Origin of the sequence: Streptomyces drozdowiczii, from assembly GCF_026167665.1 — a bacterium.
Lineage (GTDB): Bacteria > Actinomycetota > Actinomycetes > Streptomycetales > Streptomycetaceae > Streptomyces > Streptomyces drozdowiczii_A.
In genome coordinates this window covers 4,333,730-4,359,201 of record NZ_CP098740.1, presented here as the reverse complement: position 1 = coordinate 4,359,201, position 25,472 = coordinate 4,333,730, and the positions used below count along the sequence as shown (strand labels likewise).

General features: G+C 72.9%; 17 protein-coding genes, 1 other RNA gene and 2 pseudogenes. 4 read left to right on the top strand and 16 right to left on the bottom strand.

Annotated features, from left to right (window positions below; all coding sequences use genetic code 11):
• Positions 1 to 284: 284 nt before the first annotated feature.
• Positions 285 to 2,666 carry a HelD family protein gene (locus NEH16_RS19850; protein ID WP_265544148.1) on the bottom strand — a complete coding sequence of 794 codons (2,382 nt, stop codon included), beginning with the start codon at positions 2,664 to 2,666 and terminating at the stop codon, positions 285 to 287.
• Positions 2,667 to 2,771: 105 nt separating this feature from the next.
• Here NEH16_RS19850 and NEH16_RS19845 point away from each other — a divergent pair, with 105 nt between their 5' ends.
• Complete coding sequence (locus tag NEH16_RS19845; RefSeq protein ID WP_073964956.1) at positions 2,772 to 3,311, top strand: GNAT family N-acetyltransferase; 540 nt, start codon at positions 2,772 to 2,774, stop codon at positions 3,309 to 3,311.
• Here the strand turns inward: NEH16_RS19845 and NEH16_RS19840 are convergent.
• From NEH16_RS19840 to ftsE, 11 genes and pseudogenes are all read right to left on the bottom strand, one after another.
• Positions 3,308 to 3,877 carry a GNAT family N-acetyltransferase gene (locus NEH16_RS19840; protein WP_265544144.1) on the bottom strand — a complete coding sequence of 190 codons (570 nt, stop codon included), beginning with the start codon at positions 3,875 to 3,877 and terminating at the stop codon, positions 3,308 to 3,310. The two genes, NEH16_RS19845 and NEH16_RS19840, sit on opposite strands and share 4 nt — an antisense overlap.
• A gap of 22 nt (positions 3,878 to 3,899) precedes the next feature.
• Positions 3,900 to 5,069, bottom strand: a complete 1,170-nt coding sequence (locus tag NEH16_RS19835) for a uroporphyrinogen-III synthase (protein ID WP_265547269.1) — start codon at positions 5,067 to 5,069, stop codon at positions 3,900 to 3,902.
• Positions 5,070 to 5,198: 129 nt separating this feature from the next.
• Positions 5,199 to 6,530, bottom strand: coding sequence for a nitrate/nitrite transporter (locus NEH16_RS19830; protein WP_265544142.1), 1,332 nt, complete (start codon positions 6,528 to 6,530; stop codon positions 5,199 to 5,201).
• A 131-nt stretch (positions 6,531 to 6,661) separates the two neighbouring features.
• Positions 6,662 to 7,906: an acyltransferase family protein gene (locus tag NEH16_RS19825; RefSeq protein WP_265544140.1), complete on the bottom strand. Its 1,245-nt coding sequence runs from the start codon at positions 7,904 to 7,906 to the stop codon at positions 6,662 to 6,664.
• Positions 7,903 to 10,029: a glycosyltransferase gene (locus tag NEH16_RS19820; protein ID WP_265544138.1), complete on the bottom strand. Its 2,127-nt coding sequence runs from the start codon at positions 10,027 to 10,029 to the stop codon at positions 7,903 to 7,905. The genes NEH16_RS19825 and NEH16_RS19820 overlap by 4 nt, the downstream gene beginning before the upstream one ends.
• A gap of 71 nt (positions 10,030 to 10,100) precedes the next feature.
• On the bottom strand, positions 10,101 to 10,352 hold the full coding sequence (locus tag NEH16_RS19815; RefSeq protein WP_242442000.1) for a DUF2975 domain-containing protein: 252 nt from the start codon (positions 10,350 to 10,352) through the stop codon (positions 10,101 to 10,103).
• Positions 10,353 to 10,707: 355 nt separating this feature from the next.
• Positions 10,708 to 11,095: a transfer-messenger RNA gene (gene ssrA, locus NEH16_RS19810) on the bottom strand.
• 122 nt (positions 11,096 to 11,217) lie between these two features.
• Positions 11,218 to 11,706 carry an SsrA-binding protein SmpB gene (gene smpB / locus NEH16_RS19805; RefSeq protein ID WP_018100795.1) on the bottom strand — a complete coding sequence of 163 codons (489 nt, stop codon included), beginning with the start codon at positions 11,704 to 11,706 and terminating at the stop codon, positions 11,218 to 11,220.
• A 23-nt stretch (positions 11,707 to 11,729) separates the two neighbouring features.
• Positions 11,730 to 12,911 (bottom strand): annotated as a pseudogene (locus NEH16_RS19800) (S41 family peptidase); the annotation flags it as partial.
• A 68-nt stretch (positions 12,912 to 12,979) separates the two neighbouring features.
• On the bottom strand, positions 12,980 to 13,897 hold the full coding sequence (gene ftsX, locus NEH16_RS19795) for a permease-like cell division protein FtsX (protein WP_073964949.1): 918 nt from the start codon (positions 13,895 to 13,897) through the stop codon (positions 12,980 to 12,982).
• A 23-nt stretch (positions 13,898 to 13,920) separates the two neighbouring features.
• The gene (ftsE, locus tag NEH16_RS19790; RefSeq protein ID WP_026242629.1) at positions 13,921 to 14,610 is read right to left on the bottom strand and encodes a cell division ATP-binding protein FtsE; all 690 of its coding nucleotides are present in this window, start codon (positions 14,608 to 14,610) and stop codon (positions 13,921 to 13,923) included.
• Between the two features lie 267 nt (positions 14,611 to 14,877).
• On the opposite strand from ftsE, the gene NEH16_RS19785 reads away from it, so the two are divergent.
• Positions 14,878 to 15,075: a hypothetical protein gene (locus NEH16_RS19785; RefSeq protein ID WP_073964948.1), complete on the top strand. Its 198-nt coding sequence runs from the start codon at positions 14,878 to 14,880 to the stop codon at positions 15,073 to 15,075.
• 6 nt (positions 15,076 to 15,081) lie between these two features.
• Here the strand turns inward: NEH16_RS19785 and NEH16_RS19780 are convergent, their stop codons facing one another.
• The 4 genes from NEH16_RS19780 to NEH16_RS19765 form a co-directional block, all read right to left on the bottom strand.
• The gene (locus tag NEH16_RS19780; protein ID WP_265544131.1) at positions 15,082 to 15,705 is read right to left on the bottom strand and encodes an LPXTG cell wall anchor domain-containing protein; all 624 of its coding nucleotides are present in this window, start codon (positions 15,703 to 15,705) and stop codon (positions 15,082 to 15,084) included.
• Positions 15,706 to 15,831: 126 nt separating this feature from the next.
• Positions 15,832 to 16,937 (bottom strand): peptide chain release factor 2 gene (prfB, locus tag NEH16_RS19775; protein ID WP_073964946.1). Its coding sequence is split into 2 segments (ribosomal slippage): positions 15,832 to 16,847 and positions 16,847 to 16,937, totalling 1,107 coding nucleotides; the frame shifts between segments, so codons are not numbered across the junction.
• Between the two features lie 58 nt (positions 16,938 to 16,995).
• A complete protein-coding gene (locus NEH16_RS19770; protein ID WP_265544128.1) occupies positions 16,996 to 18,237 on the bottom strand; it encodes a protein kinase domain-containing protein in 1,242 nt (413 codons plus the stop codon).
• 177 nt (positions 18,238 to 18,414) lie between these two features.
• Positions 18,415 to 20,085, bottom strand: coding sequence for a serine/threonine-protein kinase (locus tag NEH16_RS19765; protein WP_265544125.1), 1,671 nt, complete (start codon positions 20,083 to 20,085; stop codon positions 18,415 to 18,417).
• Positions 20,086 to 20,474: 389 nt separating this feature from the next.
• Between NEH16_RS19765 and NEH16_RS33710 the strand changes: the two are divergent.
• A pseudogene (locus NEH16_RS33710) lies at positions 20,475 to 23,811 on the top strand (FHA domain-containing protein).
• Positions 23,812 to 24,098: 287 nt separating this feature from the next.
• Positions 24,099 to 25,469, top strand: coding sequence for an ABC transporter substrate-binding protein (locus NEH16_RS19745; RefSeq protein WP_265544119.1), 1,371 nt, complete (start codon positions 24,099 to 24,101; stop codon positions 25,467 to 25,469).
• Positions 25,470 to 25,472 lie beyond the last annotated feature (3 nt).

Genomic DNA, 25,472 nt, shown 5'->3' with positions numbered 1-25,472 from the left:
TAATGACTGTCGCAGCGCGGAAACTGTTTTCCACCATACGAGAGAGTGCGGCGCAGCGGAACCCCTCCCCGGGAACGTCCCCGGAACGCGAAGAGGCCCGCGCCACCGGAAGGTGACGCGGACCTCTTCTTACGTTGACGACACCGGCCCGCCATGCTCGCCTCGCGGCAAGTGGTCGCTCGAAGCGACTAAGGTTGGGCCCGGGGGCTTGGATCGAGCCGGTGTCACATCCAGGCTAACAAACCACCTGGAAAAGTGATTCCCGCAGCGCGGGTTGACCGGAATCAGTCCCTGAGCAGGTCCGGCACGCCGTCCTCGTCCGGCAGGTCCCGCTCCCCCGACACCACGGTCAGCTGCTGGGTCGCCCGGGTCAGCGCCACGTACAGCACGCGCAGCCCGGCCGGGGACTCGTCCGCGATCTCGGCCGGCGAGACCACCACCGTCGCGTCGTACTCCAGCCCCTTGGCCTCCAGGCTGCCGAGCGCCACCACCCGGTCGCCCAGCTCCGCCAGCCACTCCCGGGCCTGCGCGCGCCGGTTCATCGCCACGACGACGCCGACCGTGCCGTCCACCTCGGCGAGCAGCCGCCGCGCCTCCTCGCGCACGGTCCCGGCCAGGTCGTCGCCGCGTACGGTCTCGAAGCGCGGGACCACGCCCGTGGAGCGGACGGCGGCCGGGGACTCCATGCCGGGCATGGCGAGGGCCAGTACCTTCGCGGCCAGCTCGGCGATCTCGGCCGGGTTGCGGTAGTTGACGGTCAGCGTGAAGTTCCGGCGGGGGCGGCTGCCCAGCGCCTCGTCACGGGCGGCCGCCGCCTCGTCCGGGTCGGACCAGGAGGACTGCGCCGGGTCCCCGACGATCGTCCAGGTGGCGTGCCGGCCGCGCCGGCCGACCATCCGCCACTGCATGGGCGTAAGGTCCTGCGCCTCGTCCACGATGACGTGGGCGTACTCGGTGCGCTCGGCGGCGAGCCGTTCGGCGCGCTCCCACTGGGTCTCCTCGCGGCGGGGCATCAGCTCCTCAAGCCCGGTGAGCTGGTCCAGCGGGTCCGCCTCGCGCTTGCGCTTGGGGCGGCTCGGGGTGCCGAGCAGCGTGTGCAGCTCGTCCAGGAGCGCCACGTCGTGCACGGAGAGCGGCCCCTGTCCGGCGGCGTCCAGGCGCTTGAGGGAGCGCGCGAGCCGGCGCACCTCGCCCTGGTTGAGCGTGCGCCGCGCCCACCGGGCGAGCCGCTTCTCGTCGGCCATCGCGGCGAGCACCCCGCGCGGGGTCAGCTCGGGCCACCAGGCGTCCAGGAACTCGATGAACGGGGTCTCCGTGGACACGTCCTCGTCGAACGACGTACGCAGCTCCTGCGCCAGCTCCGGGTCGGTGTAGCGGCCCCGGCCGGAGGAGCGGTTCCACAGCGCGTCGAGCAGCAGCCGGCGGGCGCGCGGGCGCAGCAGGTTGACCGGGGCGGTCCCGCCGAGGACGTTGTTGCGGATGCGCCGCAGCTCGTCCTCCTGGAGCTCGACCCGGGCACCGAACGCGACCACGCGCAGCCGGGTCGGCGTACCGGCGGGCTGCGGTGCCTCCTCGGCCTCACCGAACTCCAGCTGCCCGCCGGGAGCGGGGGCCGTCCGGGGCGCGGGCTGCTCCAGCGCGCCGCGCGCCGCCTTGCGGAGGACCGGGAGCATCCGCGAGGAGCCCTTGATCCGGGCGACGGCCGGCTCGTCGTAGGCGGTGGCGCCCTCGGGCCCCGCCGCGTCGTCGGAGAGCGAGCCGACCGCGCGGATCGCGACCTGGCCCTCCTCGCCGAGCGAGGGCAGCACGCCCTCGGTGTACGCCACGAGCAGCGGCGTCGGCGAGACGACGAGGATGCCGCCCGCGTACCGCCGCCGGTCCTGGTAGAGCAGGTACGCCGCGCGGTGCAGGGCGACCGCGGTCTTGCCGGTGCCGGGGCCGCCGGAGACCTCGGTGACGGAGGCGGCGGGGGCCCGGATGACGAGGTCCTGCTCCGCCTGGATGGACGAGACGATGTCCCGCATGGTGTGGCTGCGGGCCTGTCCGAGCGCGGCCATCAGGGCGCCGTCGCCGACGACCGGGAGCTGCTCGCCGTCCAGGTAGGCGGTCAGCTCGGGGCGCATCAGGTCGTCCTCGACGCCGAGGACCCGGCGGCCCTTGGAGCGGATGACGCGGCGGCGGACCACCCGGCCCGGCTCCTTGGGCGTGGAGCGGTAGAACGGCGCCGCGGCCGGGGCCCGCCAGTCGATGACGAGCGGCGCGTAGTCGGAGTCGAGGACCCCGATCCGGCCGATGTGCAGCGTCTCCGCGATGTCGGCGGTGTCGTCCTCGCGCACGACGTCGTCGGCGGGCTCGACGGAGGTGTACGCGCCGTCCGGGCCGCGTTCGCCGTCCTTGCCGAGCAGGAGGTCGATCCTCCCGAAGAGGAAGTCCTCGAACTCGCTGTTCAGCCGGTTGAGATGGATTCCGGCGCGGAACACCTGGGCGTCGCGCTCGGCGAGCGCCCCCGGCGTCCCCACCTGGCCGCGCTTGACGGCGTCGTCCATGAGAAATTCCGCCTCGTGGATCTTCTCCTCGAGACGGTGGTACACCCGGTCGAGATGTTCCTGCTCGACACCGATTTCCCGGTCCCGCAACGAATCGACAGCGGCATCCTGCGCGGCCACCGAGGCCCCCTTCTGACGTGCATTGGGCAGCCGTCAACCTTATGCGACGGGGACCCTTCGCGCACCTGCCGGGGGCCGTGGGAACCCCCCTCGTACGATGAGCGGGTGAACGCCCACGCGCGCGATGCCCGTCTGTCGTCCGGTTCCCTGGTACTGCGGCCCTGGCGGCCGGGCGATCTCGGGGTGCTCCTCGACGCCTACCGCGACCCCGCCGTGCAGGCCGGATCGCGGGCGCCGGTGGCGGACGAGGAGGCGGCCGCGCACTGGCTGCGGGCCCAGGAGGAGGGCCGGGCGACCGGGCTGCGGCACAGCTTCGCGGTGGTGGACACGGAGCTGGGGGCGGGCCCCGTGGGCAACGTCGCCCTGTCCTTCCCGGAGCCCGGCGCGCCCTCGGCGGAGGTGGGCTACTGGACGGTCGCGCCCGCCCGGGGCCGGGGCATCGCCCCGCGCGCCCTCGAAGCGCTCTCCGCCTGGGCGTCCGAGACGTTCGCCGGGGCCGGTCTCGTACGCCTGGAACTGCTGCACCAGGTGGACAACGCGGCCTCGTGCCGGGTCGCGGCGAAGGCCGGGTACCCGCTCACCGCGGTGCTGCCGCCGTCCCCGCCGTGGCCGGGCGAGGGGCACCTGCACACGCGCGGGCTCTAGACGATGCCGGTCGCCGGGCCGTCGTGCAGGATGCGCTGGAAGAGGCGGTGGTCGCGCCATTCCCCGTCGATGTGCATATAGCGCGGGGCGACCGCGAACTCCTCGAATCCGCACTTGGCGAGGACTCGTTGGGACGCGGTGTTGTGCAGGACCGTGCCCGCCTCGATCCGGTGCAGCCGCAGTTCGTCGCGGGCCAGCTCGCAGATCCGGCGCACGGCGGCCGTCGCCAGGCCCCGGCCCGCGCACTCCACGTCCACCCAGTAGCCGAGGACGGCGCTGTGGAACGAGCCGAGCACGATGGCGTTGAGGTTGAACCCGCCGACCACCCGGTCCTCGGCGTCGCTCAGCACCCAAGGCATCACGCGCCCCGCTTCCCGCTCCGCGAGCAGCCCGGCCAGCCGCTCGCGCTGGCCCTCCTCGGTGTAGAAGGACTCGGGGCGCACGGGCTCCCAGGGCCGCATGTACGCCCGGCTGCGGGTCAGCGCCTCGGCCCGGGAGGCGGCGTCGGAGAGCCGGACGGGGCGCAGCCGTATCCCGGCGTGGAGCGGATGGGCATCGTCGATCATGCCCGGCACGCTATAGGGCCGGTCAGGCCCCCGCGTACTTGGCATCCGCCGCCGGGTCGAGCGCCAGCCGGTAGCCGCGCTTGACGACCGTCTGGATCAGCCGGGGCACCCCGAGCGCGGTGCGGAGCCGGGCCATGGCGGTCTCGACCGCGTGCTCGTCGGTGCCGCTGCCGGGCAGGGCGCGCAGCAGGTCGGCGCGGGAGACCACCCAGCCGGGGCGCCGGGCCAGGGTGTGCAGCAGGGCCATCCCGGCGGGCGGGACCGCGCGCAGCTCCTCGTCCACCAGGACGGCGTGGCCCCGGATCTCGACGCGGTGTCCGGCGATGGGCAGCGTCCGGGCGCGGGCGGGCAGTTCGCGGCAGATCAGCTGGACGAGCGGGCCGAGCCGGAAGCGCTCCGGCTGCACGGTGTCGATCCCGCGCGCCTGCAACGGCACGGCGGTGACCGGTCCGACGCAGGCCGGCACGATGTCGCCGCGCAGCGCCGTGACGACCTCGGTGAGCAGTCCGCGTTCCTCGGCGCGGCCGAGCAGCGAGGCCGCCGCCGGGGCGCTGGTGAAGGTGAGCGCGTCCAGGGCGCGGGCGGCGGTGAGGTCGAGGAGCCGGTCCAGGGGCGCGATGTCCTCCGGCGGCATCCAGCGGTAGACGGGGACGCCGACCACCTCGGCGCCGGCCTCGCGCAGCGCCTCCACGAAGCCGGGGAGGGGTTCGCCGTGCAGTTGGAGCGCGACGCGGCGGCCCCGTACGCCCTCCTCCAGGAGCCGTTCCAGGACCTCGGCCATGGATTCGGAGGCCGGGGACCACGCCTCGGTCAGCCCGGCGGCGCGGACCGCGCCCTTCACCTTGGGTCCGCGCGCCAGGAGTTCGCCCCTGCGCAGGGTCTCCAGGAGGCGGTCGCCGATGCCCCAGCCGTCGGCCGCCTCGATCCAGCCGCGGAAGCCGATGGCGGTGGTGGCGACGACCACGTCGGGCTTGTCGGCGACCAGTTGCCGGGTGGCGGCGAGCAGTTCGCCGTCGTCGGCGAGCGGCACGATCCGCAGGGCCGGCGCGTGCACCACGGTGGCGCCCCGGCGCCGCAGCAGGGTGCCCAGCTCCTCCGCCCGGCGGGCGGCGGTGACCCCGACCGTGAAGCCCGCGAGGGGCCCGTGCGGTGCGTCGCCCCGCTGTCCGTCGTCGTGTTGTCCGTCGTGCATGAGGTCTACCCGGCTCTCGTCCCGCTGCTGCTCGATGGTGCGGAGGACCGAGCCTGCCAACGCCGCGTGACAGGCCCGGTTCAGCTGTATTTCCCGCTCGTTACGTCGCCCGGCACCGCCCGTCCATCATCACACCCCGGCATGGCCGAGCACGGGCTTCGCCGGTACGGCCGCGGCGCGGCGAAGGTATACCGACCAGGTGAGCGCCGAGCACACCGCGTAGAAGGCGAGGAAGGACCAGAAGGCCGCCGTGCCCGCGCCGGAGGTCTGGAAGGACTGCCGGAAGGCGAGGTTGATGGCGAGCCCGCCGAGCGCGCCGACCGCGCCGATCAGCCCCATCGCGGCGCCGGAGATCCGCCGCCCCCGGGCCGCCGCCTCCTCGCCGCGCAGCCCCTGGGCGATGGCCCGGGCGTGGAAGATGCCCGGGATCATCTTGTACGTCGACCCGTTGCCGAGTCCGGACAGCGCGAACAGGGCGGTGAAGCCGACGAGGAACACGGTGAGCGAGGCGATCCGGGAGGCGTATACGACGACGCCGGTCGCGGCGGCCATGGCGGCGAAGTTGACGAGGGTGATGCGGGCCCCGCCGTACCGGTCGGCGAGCCATCCCCCGGCCGGGCGGATCAGCGAGCCGAGGAGCGGGCCGATGAAGGTGAGCGAGGCGGCCTGGAGCGGGGTCCGTCCGAACTGGGTCTGGAGGACGAGCCCGAAGGCGAAGCTGTAGCCGATGAAGGAGCCGAAGGTGCCGATGTAGAGGACGGCCATGATCCAGGTGTGCCGGTCGCGCACCGCCTCCTTCGCCGCCCCGGTGTCGTTGCGCACGGGCGCCAGGTTGTCCATGTAGCGGGCGGCGCACCCGGCGGCGAGGAGGATCAGCGGGATGTACGCGGCGAGCACGATCCGGGGGTGGGTGGCCCCGGCCGTCCCGATGACCAGGAGCCCGGCGAGCTGCACGACGGGCACGCCGATGTTGCCGCCGCCCGCGTTGAGCCCGAGCGCCCAGCCCTTCTTGCGGAGCGGGAAGAAGGCGTTGATGTTCGTCATGGACGAGGCGAAGTTCCCGCCGCCGATGCCGGTCAGCGCGGACACCGCGAGGAAGGTGCCGTACGAGGTGCCCGGCTCCATCACGACGAGGGCGGCGATCGTCGGCACGAGCAGGGTGAGCGCGCTGAACACCGTCCAGTTCCGGCCACCGAAGCGGGCCACCGCGAAGGTGTACGGGACCCGGGCGACGGCGCCGACCAGGGTGGCGGTGGAGATCAGGAAGAACTTCCCGGCCGGGTCGACCCCGTATTCGGGCCCCATGAAGAGCACCATCACGGACCACAGGGTCCAGACGGAGAAGCCGATGTGCTCGGAGAGGACGGAGAACCAGAGGTTGCGGCGGGCGGTGCGCTCGCCGGTCTCCCGCCAGAAGGTCTCGTCCTCCGGGTCCCACTGCTCGATCCAACGGCCTGCCATCACGCGCCTCCACGGGTGGTCGGGGTGTTGTCCCGAACCTAGGAAGCGCGCGTTTCGGCGCCGTGCCGCGAGGTGACCTGTGGGCAACCTTGCTCTCACCGGGGCGGGGGCCGCCCGGTGAGCGCGCGCGGTCATGTACGGGCGCGGGCGGCGCCGTTGGGCCAGAGCCTCGGGCGGCGCTTGGCGGCGAGGTCCTCGACCCAGCCGACGGCGAGGATCGCCAGCCCGATCAGCGGCCAGACGATGATCAGCGCCAGGGCGTTGTCCGCGCGGTCGATGTACGTGCCGAGGTGGTCGCCGACCCAGGGCACGTCCCAGAGCAGGTCGATGATCGGGAAGGTGGCCATCAGCAGCATGTTGTGCCACAGGTAGATGGTCACCGCCCGGTTATTGGCGAGGGTGACCAGGCTGTCCCACCCGGCCAGCCGGCCCGGCAGCTCCCGCCAGGAGGGGGCGTACTGGAGCAGGATCATGCAGAAACCGAGCGACCAGGTGGCCTGGGCGAGCGGGATCTCGTCCAGGTTCCAGCCCTCCTCGGTGAGGTGGTGGGCGCCCCACCACAGCGCGAAGCCCATGAGCATCGCGGCCAGCGACACCGCGAGGTAGCGCGGGACGGTCTTCAGCAGCCCGTCGTGGTGGGCGAAGCCGAGGACCCAGCAGGAGCCGAACACCGCGAAGTCCACCAGGGCCTCACCGGTCGCGCCGGGCACGGTGACCAGGCCGGTGCCGATGACGGCGGTGAGCCCGACCGGGGCGAGCAGCGTCACCCAGGGCAGCTTCCGGAACGCCTTGAGCAGCAGCGGGGAGGCCAGCACGAACCACAGATAGGCGCGGATGTACCAGAGCGGCCCGATGCCCTGCTCGGCCCAGGAGGTTTCCAGCCAGCCGCCCTCGGAGCCGTTCTCCCAGGGGAAGGGCGGGGTGCCGATCGGCAGGATGTAGCAGCCCAGCTTGAGGAACCACCAGATGCCCTCCTCGCGCACCGGCTTCCAGCCGAGCGCGAAGACCATGGGCACGACGACGGCGGCAAACGCCCACATGGGCGGCAGCAGCCTGCGGACGCGGCCCCGGATCACGCTCCACGCGGGCCGGGCCAGCGAGCGGGCCATCAGCGATCCGGCCAGGGCGAACATGACGCCCATGGACGGGAACACGACGGTCAGCCACGCCCAGCCGAAGAGGTGGAAGACGACGACCCGGACGAGCGCGACGGCCCGCAGCAGGTCGAGATAGCGGTCCCGGCCGGCCTTGGCCGGGGCGGGCGCGGCGGTGGCGGCCGGCTCGGGCGGGGGCACGGGGGCGGGCAGCACCACCCGCAGCGCCATGGTCCGCTCGTCCGCGTGCGGCTCTCCGTACGACTGCTGGGGATGCGTCATGCGACGGGCCTCCGGTCCTGGGTGCGCGCCCGCTGGGGCGGCATCGCGCCGGGCGCCTCGACGACCCCGGTACGGCGCAGCTTCTGCCAGCGCAGCCGGCCGCCGGTGAGAGCGGTGATCCAGGACTGGAGCAGCACCACGTACATGAGCTGCCGGTACAGGACCTGCTGGAGGGGCAGCGAGAGCAGATGGGTCATGCGCTCCCGGTCGAGTCGGAAGGCGTACGCGGCACAGACCAGCTGCACCGCGAGGACGCCGAGCCACGCGCCGACGGTCTTCTCGGTGGGCCCGAACACGAGCCCGTACAGCAGGAAGACGTCGATGAGCGGGGCGAGCAGCGGGGCGACGACCATGAACAGCGAGACGAACGGGAGTCCGACGCGGCCGAACCGGCCCGAGGGCCCGCGCTCGATGACCGCCCTGCGGTGCTTCCAGATCGCCTGCATGGTGCCGTACGACCAGCGGTAGCGCTGGGACCAGAGCTGCTGCACGGTCTCGGGCGCCTCGGTCCAGGCGCGGGCGTTCTCCGCGTAGACGACGCGCCAGCCGTCCCGGTGCATGGCCATCGTGACGTCGGTGTCCTCGGCGAGGGTGTCCTCGCTGATGCCGCCGACCCGCTCCAGCGCCTCGCGCCGGAAGGCCCCGACCGCGCCGGGGATGGTGGGCATGCAGCGCAGCACGTCGTACATGCGGCGGTCGAGGTTGAAGCCCATCACGTATTCGATGTGCTGCCAGGCGCCGATCAGCGAGTCGCGGTTGCCGACCTTGGCGTTGCCGGCGACGGCCCCGACGCGCGGGTCGCCGAAGGGCTGCACCAGCTCGCGGACGGTGGTCGGCTCGAAGACCGTGTCGCCGTCCATCATCACGATGATGTCGTTGCGAGCGTGCGCGATGCCGTTGTTCAGGGCGGCGGGCTTGCCCGCGTTGCGCTGGCGGACCACCCGGACGTTGGGCAGCCGCATCCGCTGGACGATGTCCGCGGTGCCGTCCGTGGAGCCGTCGTCGATCACGATGACTTCGACCGGATAGTCACTTGCCAGGAGCGAGCGCACCGTGTTCGCGATGCACTTCTTCTCGTTGTACGCGGGCACCAGGACGGTCACCGTGCGGGTGACGGGTTCGCCCCAGCGGAAGCCGCGTCCGCGGACCCGGCGGGCGTGGACGAAGGAGAGTACGAGCATCAGCCCGAAGCGGGCGAAGACCAGCACCCCGATGACGGCGAGCCCGGCCACCATCACATCGGTGATGTGCTCCGAGACGCCCACGGCCCAGACGAACGCCTTGCCCTTCCACAGGTCGAAACCGGTGACCGGGGTGTGCGCGCTGGGTGCGCCGAGCGCGTCGGTGAGGTTGTCGAACGTGTATCCCTGCTTCTGCATCTTCGGCAGGAACTTCCCCAGGGCGGTGACGGTCTGGGACCGGTTCCCCCCGGAGTCGTGCATCAGGATGATCGCGCCCTTGCCGTGCTTGGGCGTGGCCCGGTCGATGATCGCCCTGACGCCGGGCCGCTTCCAGTCCTCGCTGTCCGTGTTGTTGACGACGGTGAGGTAGCCGCGGCTGCCGATGTACTGCGTGACCGGCCAGGACTTGTTGTCCATGGCGTCGGCGAACGAGGAGTAGGGCGGCCGGAAGAGCGAGGTGCGGATGCCCGCCGCACCGGCCAGCACCAGCTGGTTCTGGGAGAGCTCCCAGTCGATGCGGCTGGTGGACTGGTAGGAGAGGTCGGGGTGGTTGAAGGTGTGCAGCCCGACCTCGTGCCCCTCCCTGACCATGCGCTCGACCAGCTCCGGGTAGCGCGAGGCCATGGTGCCGGTGACGAAGAAGACGCCGTGGGCGTCGTACTCCTTCAGCTCGTCCAGCACCTTCGGCGTCCACTCCGGGTCCGGGCCGTCGTCGAAGGTCAGCACGATCCGGTGGTCCGGGATGCGCAGGGTCTTCGCGGGCTCGGTGGTGGAGCGGGCGTCGATGACCGGCCCGCCCTCCAGCACCTGCTCGGGCACCCGGTCGGTCGCGACGGGGGGCCGGACGCGGAAGTCGGCCAGGATTTCGCTGTGCACGTAGCCACGCAGCATCAGCATGGCGAGCAGGGCAACGAGAAACAGGAGCGGCAGCATGTAGCGCATGGGAAGCCTGCGCCGGCGGGTCTGCTTCTTCCTGTGGGAGTTGCGCCTGCCCCGGGGGCAGGGGTGGTCATCTAGTTGGCGCCTTCTCGTTCTTGCGCGGGGGCCGGGGACCCGGCGGCGGGAAGCCCGGCGTCCGGAGCCGTCGATCCGTTCCCGGTGGTGTCCGTGACCTGCTGTTCCTGACCGGTCAGCGGGAGTACGGGGGCACTGGAGTTGCCGCCCAGCACGGCGACGACCAGGGTCGTCGCGTAGCAGACGAAGACCGCGGCCAGGACCCAGCCGAGGCGGCGCAGCGTCTTGCCGCGCCGGCCGCTCTCGTCCACGAAGACGGGGCCGTCGGAATCGTCCGGAGCGGATGGTTCCGGTAGCAGCTCGGAGAGCTGCCGTCCGATTCCGTCCAGCTGGATGGTGACTTCATTCGGCTCGTGTGTGTGCCCCGCATGGGCACCTTCACGCCAAGTTTCCACTGGTGTACGCACTTCCCCCACTCAGGAACGGGTGCGCGCAACTGACCTGTCGTGTGTCGCCGGACGGGCCCCCACCTCGTCCGTGCTCCCCCTACCACAGTGCACCCGGTCCATGAATGTAGCGCACGCCCGGCCTCCCGGCACACCCGGACGCGGAAACGACGAGGACCCCGCTGCCGGGTGGCAGCGGGGTCCTCGCCCACATGGGAATTTGTGGAGATGGCGGGAATCGAACCCGCGTCCAACGGTGCGGAACCAGGGCTTCTCCGAGTGCAGTCCGCTACGCTTTTCTCGGCCTCGGAGGTCACGCGGACAAGCCTCCGACAGGCCCAGTCACTGTTTGATTTCCTTCTGAGACCCGTGACCGGACTCAGAAGTTTAGATCCCTTGATGATGCCAGGATCCGGGTCGGGATCACCCCCGGGCTGACACTCCGCAGAGTCTTCGCTTAGCTGCTAATTAGGCAGCGAGGGCGAAGGCGGAGGAATCGCGCTTGGAATTGGCGATTATTGGTTGCGACATATGGTTTACGAGATCATTGCCGCTTCCTCGACTCGCTTCCCCTGCTTCGACATCCGCTGTCGAAACCGATCATCCCCATGTTGATTTTTCAAGGTGGTGCCACACCCTCCGTGGGGTGCGTTGCCATCGTACGTGACCAACGCACGACGATGCCAGCGTATTCCTGCCGGAGGGGCCGGCGGCGGGCGCCGGGTCCGGATCAGGCGCTCCGCTGACGGCGCCGGGCCGCCGCGATGGCGCGGTTCGTCTCCCTGGTGTCCTGCTTCTCGCGCAGCGTCTGCCGCTTGTCGTACTCCTTCTTGCCCTTCGCGAGCGCGATCTCGGCCTTGACCCGGCCGTTCAGGAAGTACAGCGAGAGCGGCACGATGGTGTGGCCGGTCTCCTGCGACTTCGACTCCAGCTTGTCGATCTCGGCCCGGTGCATGAGCAGCTTGCGCTTGCGCTTGGCGGAGTGGTTGGTCCAGGTGCCCTGGACGTACTCCGGGACGTGGATGTTGTGCAGCCACGCCTCGCCGCCGTCGATCTGGACGAAGCCGTCGACCAGGGACGCCCGGCCCATACGGAGCGATTTGACCTCGGTCCCCATGAGCACGAGCCCGCACTCGTAGGTGTCGAGGATGGTGTAGTCGTGGCGCGCCTTCTTGTTCTGCGCGATGAGCTTGCGCCCGGTGTCCTTTTCCTTAGCCATAGTGCGGCCATTTTCGCACTACGACCCGCCCCGAGGCCACTCAATACCGTCTCGGCCCGTTCCTGGGCCCGCGCGCTCACCGCGAGGTCCGGTGTGATGCCCTTGCCGTCGACCCCGTGGCCCGCCGGTGTCCGGTAGTGGCCCACGGTCAGCTCGGCCACCGAGCCGCCCGCCAGCTTGCTCGGCATCTGCACCGAGCCCTTGCCGAAGGTCCGCGAGCCGACCGTCACCGCCCGGCCCCGGTCCTGGAGCGCCCCCGTCACCAGCTCGGCCGCGCTCATCGTCCCCCCGTCGACCAGCACGACGACGGGGCGCTCGGTGTCCCCGCCCGACTTCGCGTACAGGGCGTGCTGCTCTCCGTGCACGTCGTACGTGGCGACCAAGCCGCCGTCCAGGAAGGCGGAGGCGGCGGTGACCGCCTCGGTGACCAGGCCGCCCGGATTGCCCCGCAGGTCCAGCAGCACCCCGGCGCCCGCCGGCGCGTCCCGGACCGCGTCGCGTACGGCCGCCCCGGAGCCCTTGGTGAACGAGGCGACCGCGATGCGCACCGCCCCGGACGGGCCCGAGCGCTCCGCCCCGATCCGCCGCACGGTCACCGACTCGACGGTGAGCCGGGCCCGGCGCAGCGTCTCGGTCCGGGTGGCGGCGCCCCGGCGGACGCCGAGGCTGACCGTGCTCCCGGCCTTCGCACCGGTGCGGTCGCCGCGCAGCAGGGACACCACGTCGGAGACGGGCAGCCGGTCGACCCGGCGGCCGTCCACGGTGCGGAGCAGGTCGCCGGAGCGGATGCCCGCGCGGTCGGCGGGGCTGCCGGGCTGGATGCGGGCGACGGCGACCTGGCCGTCGGCGGAGCGGCGGGCGGCGAGGCCGACCCCGGTGTACGTGCCGCCGAGGGCGTCCTCGAACTCCTCGTACTCGCGCTCGTCGTAGACCGCGCCCCAGCGGTCGCCGCTGCGGCTGACGACCTCCTCGGCCGCCTCCGTACCGGACTTGCCGTCGGCGACCGCGTCGGCCGCGGCCTCCGCGACCTCGTCGCGGTCGGCGGTGGCGGCGACGGACCGGGGATGCACCGGGGGTTCCTGCGCCTGGCCGCGGGGCAGCGCGCCGGTCGCGGCCCCGGTGGCGAGGACGCCGGCGAAGACCAGCGTCAGGGCCGCCCCGCGGCGCAGACCGCGGGGCCCGACGCGACATTCGGGGTCCGACATGGCGCCGATTCTAGGACAACGGCCCACAGGCGCAGGGGACGTTGGGTGTGCACCTCACGGGGCACACATCACACCTTCAGGTACTTGCGCAGGGCGAAGAGAGCGGCAACAGCGGGCATCAGCAGGCCGATCGCGAGCACCAGCGGCAGCTTGGTGAGGACCGCGTCCCAGCCGATGAAGTCGATCAGATTCAGCTTGTCCTTGAGCGCGAGACCGCCGTCGATCAGGAAGTAGCGCCCGGCCAGCAGCATGACGCAGGCCAGCACACCGCCGATCAGACCGGCGAAGGCGGCCTCCATGATGAACGGGGCCTGGATGTAGAAGCCGGAGGCGCCGACGAGCCGCATGATGCCGGTCTCCCGGCGCCGGCTGAACGCGGAGACGCGCACCGTGTTGACGATCAGCATCAGCGCGATGACGAGCATCAGCGCCATCACGAACAGCGCGGCGACGTTCATGCCGTTCATCAGTCCGAAGAGGTTGTCCAGAATGCTTCTCTGGTCCTGGACCGACTGGACCCCGTCCCGCCCGGCGAAGGCGGTCGCGACGACCTTGTACTTGGTGGGGTCCTTCAGCTTGACCCGGAAGGACTCCGGCATCTGGTCCGGCGTGATGTTGCCGGCCATCGGGGAGTCGCCGAACTCGTCCTGGTAGTGCTTGTACGCCTCGTCGCTGGACTCGTAGATCACCTTCTCCACGACGTCCATCTTGTTGAGATCGCTCTCGATCTCGTCCTTCTGCTGCTTGGTGACCGCACCCTTGGCGCACTGGACCACCGTCTCCGCGTCGCCCTTGCCGCAGAGGTAGATGGAGACGTTGACCTTGTCGTACCAGTAGTCCTTCATCGTGCTGACCTGCTCGCGCATGAGCAGCGCGCCGCCGAACAGGGCGAGCGAGAGGGCGACGGAGACGACGACGGCGAAGGTCATCGTGAGGTTGCGACGGAGGCCGACGCCGATCTCCGACAGGACGAACTGGGCGCGCATGGCGTCCTTTCAGTGCTGGGTGCTCAGTGCTGGTAGCCGTAGACGCCGCGCGCCTGGTCGCGCACGAGACGGCCCTTCTCGAGCTCGATGACGCGTTTGCGCATCTGGTCGACGATGTTCTGGTCGTGGGTCGCCATGATCACGGTGGTGCCGGTCCGGTTGATCCGGTCCAGCAGCTTCATGATGCCGACGGAGGTCTGCGGGTCGAGGTTGCCGGTCGGCTCGTCCGCGATCAGCAGCATGGGCCGGTTGACGAAGGCCCGCGCGATCGCCACGCGCTGCTGCTCACCACCGGACAGCTCGCCGGGCATCCGGTCCTCCTTGCCGCCGAGACCGACGAGGTCGAGGACCTGCGGCACCGCCTTGCGGATCTCGCCGCGCGGCTTGCCGATCACTTCCTGCGCGAACGCCACGTTCTGCGCGACGGTCTTGTTGGGCAGGAGGCGGAAGTCCTGGAAGACGGTGCCCAGCTGGCGGCGCATGTGCGGCACCTTCCAGTTGGACATGCGCGCGAGGTCCTTGCCCAGGACGTGGACGGCGCCCGTGCTGGCGCGCTCCTCGCGCAGGATGAGCCGCATGAAGGTGGACTTGCCGGAGCCGGACGAGCCGACCAGGAAGACGAACTCGCCCTTCTCGATGTCGAGCGACACATCCCGGAGAGCGGGACGGCTCTGCTTCGGGTAGGTCTTGGAGACGTTGTCGAATCGGATCACGGGTGCACCACGGTCGGCCGGGAGTAGGTGAGCGTGACCATACGCGAACCGGGCTGAGCCGTGCAGGCACGCATACCGGGATGGGTGATTTACGGTGAAACGGCCCCGATTCCGGGGCGGCGCGGCGGGGAAGGGCCCCGGGTGTGACGGCGGGGCGGGCCGATCCGGCCGCGAGCTGGCACAGTGGTAGGGGAACGGTCGCGTTTCCGTGAGCGTTGTGCGGAGAGATGGCTTGTGCGGCTCCGCCGCGCGGGAGGAGGAAAGCGCATGACCTACGACCGACTGGTGTGCGCGAACTGCGCGGCGCCCGTCACCGAGGGTCGCTGCCCCGTGTGCCGGGCGAGCCGCGAGCGGATGCGGGAGCAGGGGCAGGGGCCCTTCGCCGGGATCAGCCCGGCGACGCTGGCCGTGCTCCTCGTGGTGCTCCTGACCGCCCTGGCCCTCCTGGCCCACCAGACCGTGTAGCGCCCGCTAGACGGCCGTGCGCTTGCGCGTGAGGCGCGGCAGGACGCGGAAGCCGATGCCGCCGGCGACCATCGTCGCCGCGCCGACCAGCAGGAACGCGGTCCCGCCCGCGCCGGTCTCGGCGAGTTCGTCCTTGCCCCTGCCCTGTTCGACGGGCTGATTGCCGACCGAGTCGGTGTCGGTGCGGTCGGTGGTGCCCCCGCTGCCGCCGGAGACCCCGATCTGCCCGACGCCACTGCCGCTGTCCCCGCTGTCGCCCGGGTCCGCGGACCTCGTCGGGGCCTTCGTCGGCGTGGCCGAGGGCTTCGCGGGCGGCGAGGGCGGGGCCTCCGGGGTCGTGGGCGGCTCGCTCGGACGCGCGGGGCCGGTCGGCGGGACCGAGGGGTGCGGCGGGGTGGCCGACGGCTCCGGCGGCTCGCAGCGCGGGTCGAGCGGGCTGCACGGGTCGCCGTCGCCGCCCGGGTCCTCGTGCCCCGGCTCGGCGGTGGGCCGTACGCCGATCTCCACACCCGCGACATCGGCGCCGATGTCGGCGGCCTGGGCCGCCCCCGCGGCGGTCAGCGACGCGCCGACGGCGATCACCGCGCCCGCCGCCGTCCGCGCGACGCGTAAGCGCGTCTTCTTCGTCATGTACCGCTACCCCCTGGAGCCGTTCTCGTCGGGCTGCCCGAGCACCCTCGCCGGGCGCACGGAGAACGTCAAGCCCGTTCCGGGCCGACGCGCCTTGTTCCAGGGGGAGTTGCGGCGATTATCGGACTACTTCTCGTTCTGCTTGCGCCAGCGGATACCGGCCTCGATGAAGCCGTCGATCTCGCCGTTGAAGACCGCGTCCGGGTTGCCCATCTCGAACTCCGTCCGCAGGTCCTTGACCATCTGGTACGGGTGCAGGACGTAGGAGCGCATCTGGTTGCCCCAGGAGTTGCCGCCGTCGCCCTTGAGGGCGTTCATCTTGGCCTGCTCCTCCTGGCGGCGGCGCTCAAGGAGCTTCGCCTGGAGGACGTTCATCGCGGACGCCTTGTTCTGGATCTGCGAGCGCTCGTTCTGGCAGGAGACGACGATGCCGGTCGGCAGGTGGGTCAGGCGCACCGCGGAGTCCGTGGTGTTGACGCCCTGGCCGCCGGGGCCGGAGGAGCGGTACACGTCGACGCGCAGGTCGGACTCGTCGATCTCGACGTGGTCCGTCTGCTCGACCACGGGCAGCACCTCGACGCCCGCGAAGGAGGTCTGGCGGCGGCCCTGGTTGTCGAAGGGCGAGACGCGCACCAGCCGGTGGGTGCCCTGCTCGACGGAGAGCGTCCCGTAGGCGTACGGCACCTCGACGGCGAAGGTGGTCGACTTGATGCCGGCCTCTTCGGCGTAAGCGGTCTCGTAGACCTCGGTCTTGTAGCCGTGCCGCTCGGCCCAGCGCAGGTACATCCGCTGGAGCCGCTCGGCGAAGTCGGCCGCGTCGACGCCGCCGGCCTCGGCGCGGATGGTGACCAGCGCCTCCCGGGCGTCGTACTCGCCGGAGAGGAGGGTACGGACCTCCATCTCGTCCAGCGCCTTGCGGACGGACTCCAGCTCGGCCTCCGCCTCGGCGAGCGCGTCGGCGTCGCCCTCGGCCTCGGCGAGCTCGAAGAGGACTTCGAGGTCGTCGATCCGGCCGCGCAGGCCCTCGGCCTTGCGGACCTCGGCCTGGAGGTGGGAAAGCTTGCTGGTGATCTTCTGCGCCGCCTCGGGGTCGTCCCACAGGGACGGGGCGGCCGCCTGCTCCTCGAGCACGGCGATGTCCCCCTCAGCGCATCCAGGTCCAGGACGGCCTCGATCGACCCCATGGTCGAGGAGAGGGACTTCAGCTCTTCGGAAATATCGACGACTGCCACGGGTCCAGCGTAACGGCTGTCGGCGCGTACGTTCCTCGGGCTGCCGGATCACCGCTCGCTAGGGCTGTGCGGGCGCCGAGTTCCTGGTGTCCTGGGGGCCCGGGTCCCCGTCGTCGCCGCCCAGCGCGAGCCAGCCGGCCGCGCCGATCCCGGCCACCAGGACGAGCGCCGCGGCCCCCAGGGTCAGGCGGCGCTTGCGGACGGCCGCCGACTTGTTGCGGGCCGAGCCGGGGCGGGGCCGACCGGGCGCGCGCGGGGCGCGGGCGGTGCCCCGGGGGCCGCCGGACAGCTCGTCGGGGGCCGGGACGCGCATGCTCGTGTGGGTGTCGCGGTTGGAGTCCGGGGTGGATCCGGGCACCAGCGGGACCGCGCCGCGCCTGCGGGGCTCGTCTCCGGCCGGGGTGTACTGCTGCTCGTCGTAGCCCTGCGGGGCCTCCGGCTCCTCGTCCGGCTCGTCCACCTCCAGGGGCGGGATGCCGGCCAGGTGCGGCAGCTGCTCGCGCAGCCGGGCGGCCAGCTCCGAGGCGCGCAGCCGGGAGGCCGGGGCCTTGGCCAGGCACTGGACGAGCAGCTGCCACAGCTCGTCGGGGATGCCGGGGAGCGGGACGACGGTCTCCGTGACATGGCGGCGCAGGACGGCGCCGGGGTGGCCGCCGCCGAACGGCGTGAAGCCCGCGAGGAGCTCGTACAACACCGTGGCCAGGGCATAGATGTCGACGGCGGCGCGCGGCGGCAGCCCCTCGACGATCTCGGGGGCCAGGTAGTCCGGAGTGCCGATGATCTTGGTGGTGCGGGTCCGGCGCGGGGTGTCGATGAGCTTGGCGACGCCGAAGTCGGTGAGCAGCGCGGGGTGCGCGTTGCCGGGACCGAGCGGCCCCTCCATGTCCAGCAGGATGTTCTCGGGCTTGACGTCGCGGTGGACGATCCCGGCGGCGTGCGCGGCGGCCAGGCCGTCGGCGACGTCCGCGACGACGGCGACGGCGGCCTCGGGGGCCAGCCGGCGTTCGCGGTCGAGCCGGGTGCGCAGGTCGGTGCCCCGGACCAGGTCCATGACGAGGGCGAGGTCGTTGCCGTCCACCACGAGGTCGCGGACCGCGACGACGTGCGGATGGTCGAGGCCGAGGAGCGCGGTGCGCTCCTGGACGAACCGGCCGACCAGCTCCTGGTCGGACGCCAGGTCCTCGCGGAGCAGCTTGATGGCCACGGGGCCCTCGGGGCCGTCCCCGAGCCACACCGTGCCGGCGCTGCCGCGCCCCAGTATCTGGTGGGCGGTGTACCGGCTGCCGATTTTCCGTGCCAAGACTGCTCCCTCAGCGGCTGGCGATGGACCCCAACAACCCCCGGTCGACAAAGTTACGCGGCGATCGGGGGCCCGCGTGCCGTGGTTGGCGCCAACCTTCGCTTCTGCGGGCGAATCGCCTCGGAATTGGTCCGCGGAAGTCGATATAGCTACAGAGTTGTACGCCTCCCGGCGCGGTCAGCCGCCGCTGCCGCTGCCGCCCAGGTCGGAGATCCAGTCCTTCACCGTGGTGACGGCGTCGGTGATCGCGTGCCAGTAGCTCTGGCCCTGTCCGATCCAGTCCTTGAGCGGGGTCAGTTCCCAGATCAGCCAGCTCGCCACGAAGAGCAGCACCAGCGTGAACAGGCAGCCCTTGAGGCAGCCGAGCCCGGGGATCTTCATCGGGTTGGCGCTGCGCTGCCTCGGCTCGCGGGGCGCGCGCTGCGGCTGCTGGGGCTGCTGCGGCGGCGCGTACGCCTGCTGCTGGGGCTGGGGCTGGTACTGCTGGCGCTGCGGCGGCTGGTACTGCTGCTGCGGTTGCGGCTGGTACTGCTGGGGCCGCTGCTGCTGCCCGTACTGCTGGGGCTGCTGCCTCTGGGGCTGCTGGTAGCCCTGCTGCCGGTCGCGCGGCTGCTGCGGGGGCTGCTGCTGCCGGCGCTGCGGGCGGCGGCGCAGCGGGTCCTCGCTCGGGTCGAGGTACTGGACCTGGGTCTGCTCGTTGCGGTCGCGGGCGGCCCGGAGCTGGGACTGCCAGGGGTGCGGGTCCTCGGGGCGCGGGTCGCCGGCGGGGCGCGGCGGCACGGGCGGCAGGACGGCGGTCGGGTCGGCCTGACCGGCCCCGGGGCCGCCGCTGTGCGGCAGGACGCTGGTGGCCCCGTTCGGGTCGTACGAGCCGGCGTTGCTCGGCAGCACCTGCGTCGGGTCGGCCGCGCCGGGGATCTCGGGTACGGCGGTGGGCGCCGGGTCGGGCGCGAGCAGGGCGGCGACCCCGTCGGCGGCGGCGATCTGCGCGGCGCTCGCGTGCACCCCGATGCCCTCGGCGACGGTACGCAGGGCACGGGCCAGGTTCTCCGCGCTCGGCCTGCGGTCCGGGTCCTTGCTCAGGCAGCGCTCTATGACCGTCCACAGGGGCTCGGGGACGGTGCTGGGGCGGCGCGGCTCCTCGCTGAGGTGCCGGTGCAGGACTTCCAGCGCGGTGCCGCCGGCGAACGGCGGGCGGCCGGTGACCAGCTCGTACAGCAGGATGCCGGCGCCGTAGATGTCGACGGCGGAGGTCTGGGGGCGGCCCTCGGCGGACTCCGGCGCCACGTAGGCGGGGGTGCCGACGAACTCGTGGGTCCGGGTCAGGCCCGGCGAGTCGGCGAGGCGCGCGATGCCGAAGTCGGTGAGCATCGGGCGCATCGCGCCGTCGGGGTCGGCGAGCAGCACGTTGGCGGGCTTGAGGTCGCGGTGCACGACGCCGTCGGCGTGGCTGGCGGCGAGCGCGTCGGCGATCTGCGCGGTGAGCAGCGCGGCGGCGACCGGGGTGAGCGGGCCGTTGTCGCGCAGGTAGCGGTGCAGATCGGGGCCGTCGATCAGGTCCATGACGAGGGCGAGGAGGTCGCCCTCGACCACGAGGTCCCGGGTGCGCACGATGTTGGGGTGGGTCAGCCGCAGCAGGACGGAGCGTTCCCGCAGGAACCGCATCACCACGTCCGCGTCGTTGGCCAGCTCCTCCTTGAGGACCTTGATCGCCACGGTCTCGCCGGGCCGGCCGGCCACGGCCGCCTCGGCGCCCGCCGCCTCGCGCTGGCTGGCACGCCAGACGGTGCCCGTGGCACCGCGTCCCAGCGGCTCCTCCAGGAGGTACTTGCTGCCTACCGGCCGCACGTCATGCGCTCCCTGCTGGTCGTGGTGGATCGGGATCCCGGGTACCCCCGGAGTTTCCGGCCCACTCTAGAGGCTGTACGGGGAAGGGCGGCCGGGTCCGGGTCCCGGGGGAAGACGTCCGTCCGGGGCGGATGGTTGCCAGGGCGGGTGCCGGGAATCGGGTCATGCCGCACTTTTCGGGGCCGCGGCAGACGTTTCAAGATCACTAACTGATGACTGCCGGGCGTGTTGTCAGTGGCAGGTGCGAGGATGCCTGGAGCACGGCTGCGCGGTCGGGAGCCTCGCGGTGCGTGACGAACCTGTACCGGACGACGTGTCCGTGCCGGGTGGGGGGAATCACAGGGCGTTCCCCCGGCCGGCACCGCGCGCAGAAGGGACCGCTGACGGCGATGCAGATCCGGCTGACCGTCCTCGCGCCGCCCAGCGGCCAGACCCCGGCGCGCGCCTGCGATGTGCTGGTCACCGCCCCCGCGGGGACGGCGCTGGCCTCCGTCGCCTCGGGCCTGGCCATGGCCGTCGCCGGTCCCGACGGCTCCCTCGGCAGCGGTGCGGTGGTGCTCTTCGCGGGCCGGGAGCGGCTGGACGCCCAGCGCTGCGCCCTCGGCGAGCCGCCCCTGGTCGACGGCGCGGTGCTCTCGCTCCAGGCGCCCGGCGATGACGAGACCGCGGACGACGCGGTGCCCGCCCAGCTCCAGGTGGTCGCGGGGCCCGACGCGGGCGGCGTCCATCTGCTGCACGGCGGCACGGTCCGCGTCGGCCGCTCGGCCGAGGCCGATGTCCCGCTGGACGACCCCGACGTCTCCCGGCTGCACTGCGAGGTGACGGTCTCCGAGGACGGCCGGGTCGCGGTGGCCGACCTGGGCTCCACCAACGGCACCACGCTGGACGGGGCCGAGGTCCACGACCGCCCGGTCCGGCTGGCCCCGGGAGCGCTGCTGCGGCTCGGTGAGTCGACGCTCCGGCTCGCCTCCGGCGCGCGTCCACCCGTGCTGCCGACGACCCCGGACGGCGAGGGCCACCTCCGGGTCGCCCGGGCCCCGGCCCCGGCCGCCCCCTCCCCGAGGCCGCCCGGCCCGACCACGACCGGCCCGTCCCCGACGACCCCGGCGCCGGGGCCCGGCCCGGGTCCTCCGCCGGGCACCCGGACCGCTTCCCCGAGCAGGAGGCGCCCCGGCGCGGCGGCATAGGGGCCTGGGCCCGCCGGCTCAAGGGCACCCGGGCCGAACCGGCGCCCGCGAGCGCCCCCGCCGAGCCGCTTCCGCCCGTCCCCGACACCTTCACCTCGCTGCCCACGGCCCCCGAGGGCACCTGGCCGGATCCGGCCGCCGTCCTGCTGACCGCGCTCGGCCCGGGCCCCCGGCTGTGGGAGCGCGACCCCGCGCACCCGGAGGCGCTGGTGGTCCGGCTGGGCACCACCGACCGGGCCGACCTGCCCGCCGTGCCGGTGACCGTGAGCCTGCGCGAGGCCGGTTCGCTGGGGCTCGCCGGGCCCCGGGAGCGGCTGTCCGGGCTCGCCCGGTCCGCCGTGGCCCAGCTGGCCGCGCTGCACTCCCCCGCCGACCTGGAGATCGTGCTGATCAGCACGGACCGGGCGCGGACCGCGGAGGAGCGGCGGCGCGAGTGGGCCTGGCTCGGCTGGCTGCCCCATCTGCGCCCGATGCACGGCCAGGACTGCCGGCTGCTTCTCGCGTACGACCGCGACCAGGCGCTCGCCCGCACCGCCGAGCTGGTCCGCCGCCTGGACGACGGGCCCCTCGGCCCCGGCTGGGCGAGCCAGGACCCGGCCGCGGTCGCCGAGGCCGCCCGCGCCTACGAGGGCCCGTTCACCGTGGTCATCCTCGACGGCGACCCCGGCGCGGCGGTCCTCCGCGAGAACACGGCCCGGCTGGCCGCGGCCGGTGCGGCGGCGGGCGTCCATCTGATCTGTCTGGCCGAGACCCCGGCCGCGACGCCCACCTCACCGGTCGCCGCGACGTACGAGGCCGCCTGCCACGCGTCGATCGCCTTCCGCGAGTGCGGGGCCGTCGGGATGCTCAGCGGTGACGTGGCGACGGCCCTGCGGCTGCTGCGTACGGCGGGCGGCCGGGCGGCGGGCCACGGCACGGTGGCCTCGGTGGACGCGGTGTCGGCGCACTGGGCGCAGCGGTTCGCCCGGGCGCTGGCCCCCTGCGCGCGGAGGGCTCGGCCGCGCTGCCGGGCCGCCAGGTGCCGGTGGCGCTCCCCCCGTCCGCCCGCCTCCTGGACGAACTGGGCCTGGCCCGCGCCACCCCCGCCTCCCTGATGGCCCGCTGGGCGTCCACGGCGGACGACCGCCCGGCGCCCCGGGTGGGCGCGCAACGCACGGCGTCGGAGGCCCCGGACTCGGGCGCCACGGCGTACCCGGGGACGGGCGACTCGGGCGGCACGCCGTACCCGTCCGCGACGACGACGGGCTCGGGCCGCACGCCGTACCCGGGCACGGGAACGGGCGACTCGGGCCGCACGGCGTACCCGGACACCACCACGACCGGCTCCGGCCGCACCCCGTACCCCCGCACCGGCACCGGCACCGGCGACTCCGGCCGCACCCCGTACCCCGACCCCACCACACCCGGCCCCGCCCGCCCCCGCGTCAGTGGTCCCCGCCATGCCGACGCGCCCCAGGGCGCCGCGCGCGGCGATGGCGCCGGGGGGACGCAGACCGCCACGCGTACCGCCGCGCGGCCGGCCGTGCATGCCGGGCGGCCCGTCGTCGTGCTCGGGGCCGGGCCGCGCGGGCCCGTCAGCGTGGACCTCGCGGACGAGGGGCCGCACCTGCTCATCGAGGGCCCCGGCGGCAGCGGGCGGACCGAGCTGCTGCGGGCCGTCGCGGCGTCGCTGGCGGCCGCCGCCCGGCCGGACCGGCTGGGCATCGTGCTGGTCGACGGGGCCGGCGGCGAGCGCGGCGAGTCGCTGGGTCCGTGCACGGAGCTGCCGCACGCGTTCACGCACCTGGTGGCCTCGGACCCGGTCCGGATGCGGGAGTTCGCCCAGGCCCTGGGCGGCGAGGTGAAGCGGCGGGCCGAACTGCTCGGCGAGCTGGACTTCGCCGAGTGGCACAGCCGCCACGAGGACGGGGCGACGCCCGTCCCGATCCCCGAACAGCGCGGCGACATCGAGGCCCCCCTCAGCGGCACCCTCCGCCTGCGCCCGGGGGCGGGCCGCCCCGTGGACCCGGGCCCCTCCCCGCTGCCCCGGCTCGTGGTGCTCGTGGACGACTACGACGCGCTCATAGCCCCGGCGCTCGGGAGCCCGGGCCGGCCGGCGGCCGGTTCGGTGGTGCGGGCGCTGGAGGCGGTGGCCCGGGACGGCGGCCGGCTGGGCATCCACCTGGTCGCGGCCTCGGCCCGCCCCGACCGCACGGAGGACACGGAGCTGGCCCGCGGCGCGCGGCTGCGCATCGTGCTCGATCCGCCCGCGGTCCCGCCCTCGCCGGACGAACCGGCGCCGGGCCGGGGGCGGCTGGGGCATCCGGACGGGCGGGTGACGCCGTTCCAGGGCGGCAGGGTGACCGGCCGCATCCCGCGTACGGCGACGCTGCGGCCGACGGTCGTCCCGCTGGAGTGGGAGCGGATGGGCGACCCGCCCACCCGCCGCCCGGTCCGCGAGCTGGGCAACGGGCCGACGGACCTCGCGCTGCTCGCCAGCGCCCTGGAACGGGCGGCGCGTTCGGTGAACGCACAACCCCTCGCGCCCCTGTCCACCTGAAAGCCCGCCGAGTCACGCCCGAGTCACGCCGGAGCCGCCCTCGAAAGCCCCCGACCGGGGCCGGAAGAGGGCGGCCCGATCGTCCCCCAATAGCCGGATACCGGCACTGACCCCACGTCACGAGGGCATCACGATCAGGGATTTGGGACCGAGGACGGTATTGCGACAGCGGAACGCCGGGCATAGGACTGTGCGCACACGACGACGTGACGCACGACCGGCAGCGCTGGCTTCCCGACCCGATCCGGCGCCCGGTGGGCGCACGCGGAGAGAGAAACGGGGCAGGGATGCGCACAACCCTTCGGATTCGCAGAGCGGCCGTGGTGTTCACCGCCATCGGCGCACTGGCCCTCACCGGCTGCGGCGGCGACGGTGACGGCGGGGACAAGAAGTCGGACGACGGCGGCTCCACCACGGACAAGGGCTCCACGCCGAGTGTCGTCCTGCCGAAACTGGACGGTCAGAAGCTCTCGGTCGCCGCGGTCTGGACGGGTCCGGAACAGGCCAACTTCGTCAAGGTCCTCAAGGAGTTCGAGAAGCGGACCGGCGCGACGGTGACGTTCGTCCCGGCGCAGGACCCGATCGTCAACTTCCTCGGTACGAAGATCGCGGGCGGGCAGCCGCCGGACGTCGCGATGATCCCGCAGGTGGGCGCGATCCAGCAGGCCGTGGCGAAGAAGTGGGCCAAGCCGGTCGGCAACGAGGCGCGGGCCCAGCTCGGCAAGAACTACGCGGACGTCTGGCAGGAACTCGGACGGGTGGACGGCACCCAGTACGGGGTGTATTTCAAGGCCGCCAACAAGTCGCTGGTCTGGTACAACACCAAGGCGTTCGAGAACGCGGGCGCGAGCGAGCCGAAGACCTGGAAGGACTTCCTGAAGACCGCCGAGACGGTGTCCGCCTCGGGCGTCACCCCGGTCTCGGTCGGCGGCGCGGACGGCTGGACGCTCACCGACTGGTTCGAGAACGTCTACCTGTCGCAGGCGGGCCCGGAGAAGTACGACCAGCTCGCCCAGCACAAGATCAAGTGGACGGACCCGTCCGTCAAGGACGCGCTGACCACGCTGGCCCAGCTGTTCGGCAAGCCGTCCCTGATCGCGGGCGGCGCGGACGGCGCGCTCCAGACCGAGTTCCCGGCGTCGGTCACGCAGACCTTCACCGGCGGCGACCAGCCCAAGGCCGCCATGGTCTACGAGGGCGACTTCGTCGGCGTCAACATCGCGCAGACGAAGGCGAAGATCGGCACGGACGCCAAGGTCTTCCCGTTCCCCGCGGTCGGCGCCGAGTCGCCCGTGGTGACCGGCGGCGACGCGGCCGTCGCGCTGAAGGACGGCAAGGGCGCCCAGGCGCTGCTGACCTGGCTCGCCTCCGCGGACGCCGCGAAGATCGCCGCCGAGCAGGGCGGGTTCATCTCGCCGAACAAGACCCTGGACCCGGCCGCGTACCCGAACGACGTGCAGCGCACGATGGCGAAGGCGCTCATCGCGGCCGGTGACTCCGTCCGGTTCGACATGTCCGACCAGGCGCCGCAGTCGTTCGGCGGGACGCCCGGGAAGGGCGAGTGGAAGACCCTCCAGGACTTCCTGAAGAACCCGAAGGACATCGCGGGGACTCAAGCCAAGCTGGAGTCCGACGCGGCCAAGGCGTACAAGAGCTGACGG